The following is a 3,537-nucleotide window of genomic DNA, read 5'->3' as shown; positions in this document are numbered from 1 at the left end:
TCGGGGTATAGCGCAGTTTGGTAGCGCATCTGGTTTGGGACCAGAGGGTCGCGGGTTCAAATCCTGCTACCCCGACCATATAACTTTGCTTTTTGGCAAAGTTTTTTTATATTTAAGCTCAAATGCTTTAATATCGTGGGTTCCATTCATTCGACACATGAATCGCCTTTAAGGCGCTCACAGCTTCAACCTTAATGGGTTTCATCTGATAGATGAAGCCTTTTTTTGTACACTCGATTCTATACCCAATGTAACGGCTTTGTAATCCTTTCTACACAATTTAATTATATAATCAAACTATAAAAAACTACACAGAAAGGAATCTGTCGATATGAAGAAATTTATGAGTATGATTTTAGCTGGTTTTCTATGCTTTTCTCCAATATTTGCAAACCTAGCTAATGCCGAAACTTATTTCAAAGACACTATGATTCATCAGCAAAGTAATAGCACTCAGCTCGCTGGTGGTATCCGTTACGAAAACCGACAACTATTTACCGACTACGGCTGGTTAAATTTAAATATAGCTTATATAGATTTAAGCGATCCAAATGTAAAAGTTGACACCATATTTAGTAACGAGGGCTCTTCAAAAAAAGCAAGTGTAAATGACATGGTAAGGGAACACAACCCTTCAGTTGCAATCAATGGTGATTTTTTTGAAGGTAATAATGGATATTATCCACTTGGCTTAGCGATAAACAACGGCAAGTTAGTTTCAACTCCAATGTTAGATCAATCACTACCTGCGCTCTATATAGATAGCCACAATCAACCATTTTTAAACTTTTTTAATTGGACATTGAACGGAAGTGTAAACGGCGGAGCGCCATTTAAAATTTACTATATAAATAAAGGAAGCTCTAATTATGGTGGTATAGTGCTATATGACCACAATTGGTCAGGTAATACTATAGGAAACGCTAAAGTAAAAGAACTAACTGAAGTGGTGGTTTCTAATGGTATTGTTTCTAAAATACTGATAAACTCTCCCTCTGTTCCACTTAATGAAAACGAATACGAATTGATTTTAAAAGGTACAGACAATTACTTAACTCAAAATATAAAAGTGGGAGACAAAATAAATTTAGATTTAAACTCAAATCCTGGAATTTCAACTCTTAAAGCGGGAATTGGTGGAGGACAAATTTTATTGAAGGATGGCCAAAAGGTTCATCAGGGAATATCTATACGCGGCAAGCAGCCTAGAACTGCAGTTGGGTACACTAAAGATGGAACTGAAATGATATTTTTAACTATAGATGGTAGAAACAAATCTTTTAAAGGTGTTTCCGAAAACACACTTGCTGATATAATGTTAGATTTAGGTGCTTATGAAGCTTTAAATTTAGATGGTGGTGGCTCAACAACTATGGCCATAAATCCATATAGAAATTTTAATGCTCAAATAGTAAATCATCCCTCTGATGGAAATCCTAGAAGAGTTATAAATAGCTTTGCTGCATTCAATACTGCAGAGGCAGGTAAAATAAACAAAATGGAATTTTCTGATTCAGATAAAAAAATATTTCAAAATCTACCTTACTCTTTTGAAATGATCGGTTTTGATAAAAATGGGAATGTTACAGAGATAAATAGTGAAAAAATCGACTTAGATACCGATGATATCTCCTTCAATTCTGAAAATAATACTTTTACAGCAAATGAAATAGGAAGAGCCAAATTGAAAGCAGTGTACAAAAATGACGATGATATAAAAGCACAGACAAAAATAGAAGTTTTGAAACCTTTAAAATACTTATTTTCAAATAACAAAGATTACCAAGTACCTCGCGGCAGTTCTACTCCAATAAGCGATATACTAGGTACAGTAAAAGGGATTAACGAAGATGGATTCATTGCAGAAATCGATATTACTTCGCTTGATGTAAAACTATTAGGTTCTGGTGGACATATAGACGGGGACAATTTTATATCTAATACCGAAAAGGGTGCTAGTGCTTTGGTTTACAGTATTGGTGGCGCTAGTAACTATGTAAATTTGAGTACAGGATATGACAAACAAGTTATAAATGAATTTGAAAACTTGGACGGCTTAGTTTCTTCAGCTTATCCTGAAAATACTAAAGTAAAATTAGGTCAATCACCTGAAATGGTAAATGGATTCACTTCACTCTCACTAAATTACGACTTTACTTTAGGAAACGAAACTCGAGCTGCTTATATTGATTTCAACTCCAAACCAGTAGTGGTAATGGAAGAAATCGATGCATTAGGACTCTGGGTATATGGAAATGAATCTGGTCACTGGCTTAGAGCTGAGATAAAAGATGTAAATGGAAAGACCTATAAATTAGATTTTGCAAACAATATAGATTGGAAGGGCTGGAAGAGCGTAAAGGCGGAGCTTCCTGTCGATATTTCTTATCCTATTACACTTAGTAAAATTTATCTTGTTGAAACCAATCCAGCAATAAAAGATCAAGGACAAATCCTATTAGATAATTTCGAAACACTTAACTACTTCGACTACACTGGACCAAATCTACCAGAGAGAAAAGAATTCGAACTGACTTCTGATTCTATATCTCTCGACAGTTCTTTTAGTAAATACGTGTTTTCACCAGGCATCAAGTCTGAAAATGAAGTATTTAAAGAAAGTTTTGTTCCAGATTTCGAAAATAGATTGAGTAAATTTGATATTGCCTTTTATAGTGGCGATTTACTAGAGTCTTTCACAAACAATATATCTACAAACCTTACTCTTGGTAATAGGAAACAAATTTTCCCAAAGGAAAACACTCTGTTTTTCATGCTTGATAACAAAAACGGTGGATTCAGAGCGTCTGATTCTAGTCAATGGAAATGGTTTTTAAACAATATCAAAAATCTAATGGACAAGAATATATTGATAGTTACATCTAAACCTGTTCTTAGCAATAAATCATTCGACGATCCATTAGAGAAAAATCTCTTCATAGACACTCTTGAAGAAAAATTCTCTGACAATAACAAAATTTTTGTAGTATCGGAATCAAATAGAAACTATGCAACTAAGCAAAATGGAGTTACTTATCTTGAATTTGATAAAACTCCTATAAATGAAAGTAGTAATCCTCAGAATATAAACGCCTTGATTTTAGAGGATAATAACGGAGAATTGAAGTTCAATTTCGAACCAATATATAAAGACATAAGTTTTGTATATGTTATTTCTCACGACACTGACACTAAAAACGACAAAAAAAGTAGTGTAGAAATTCCAGAAGAAAAAAGTGAAAAATCTTCAAGCACAGATATCGAAAGAGCTATCTATAGAATCAACGTTGGAGAAGGTAGTAAATTAAATGTTAGAAGTTCTGCAGGCGGTGACATAATTGATAAGCTAGAGCACGGCACCAAAATATCACTTACCGGAAAATCACAAGACTCTGACAAGTATCACTGGGTTGAAATCACTTACAACTCGAAAAAAGGCTGGATAGCAGATGAGTTTATTACACATGAAAATTAATAGATGAAAATTATAAATCAGACAATGATGAGTGGTACATTACCAATAAGAAATTAAAAAAT

At 33.8% G+C, this 3,537-nt stretch carries 1 protein-coding gene and 1 tRNA gene; both read left to right on the top strand.

What is annotated here, in order from left to right; all coding sequences use genetic code 11:
• Window position 1: 1 nt before the first annotated feature.
• Window positions 2-78, top strand: a tRNA-Pro gene (locus tag N4A40_09685).
• A 253-nt stretch (window positions 79-331) separates the two neighbouring features.
• A complete protein-coding gene (locus N4A40_09680; protein ID MCT4662118.1) occupies window positions 332-3,475 on the top strand; it encodes a phosphodiester glycosidase family protein in 3,144 nt (1,047 codons plus the stop codon).
• Window positions 3,476-3,537: the final 62 nt, after the last annotated feature.

The organism is Tissierellales bacterium (genome assembly GCA_025210965.1).
Classification (GTDB): Bacteria; Bacillota; Clostridia; order Tissierellales; family JAOAQY01; genus JAOAQY01.
Note: the sequence above shows the minus strand (reverse complement) of the source record. Positions and strands in the feature narration are given on the sequence as shown.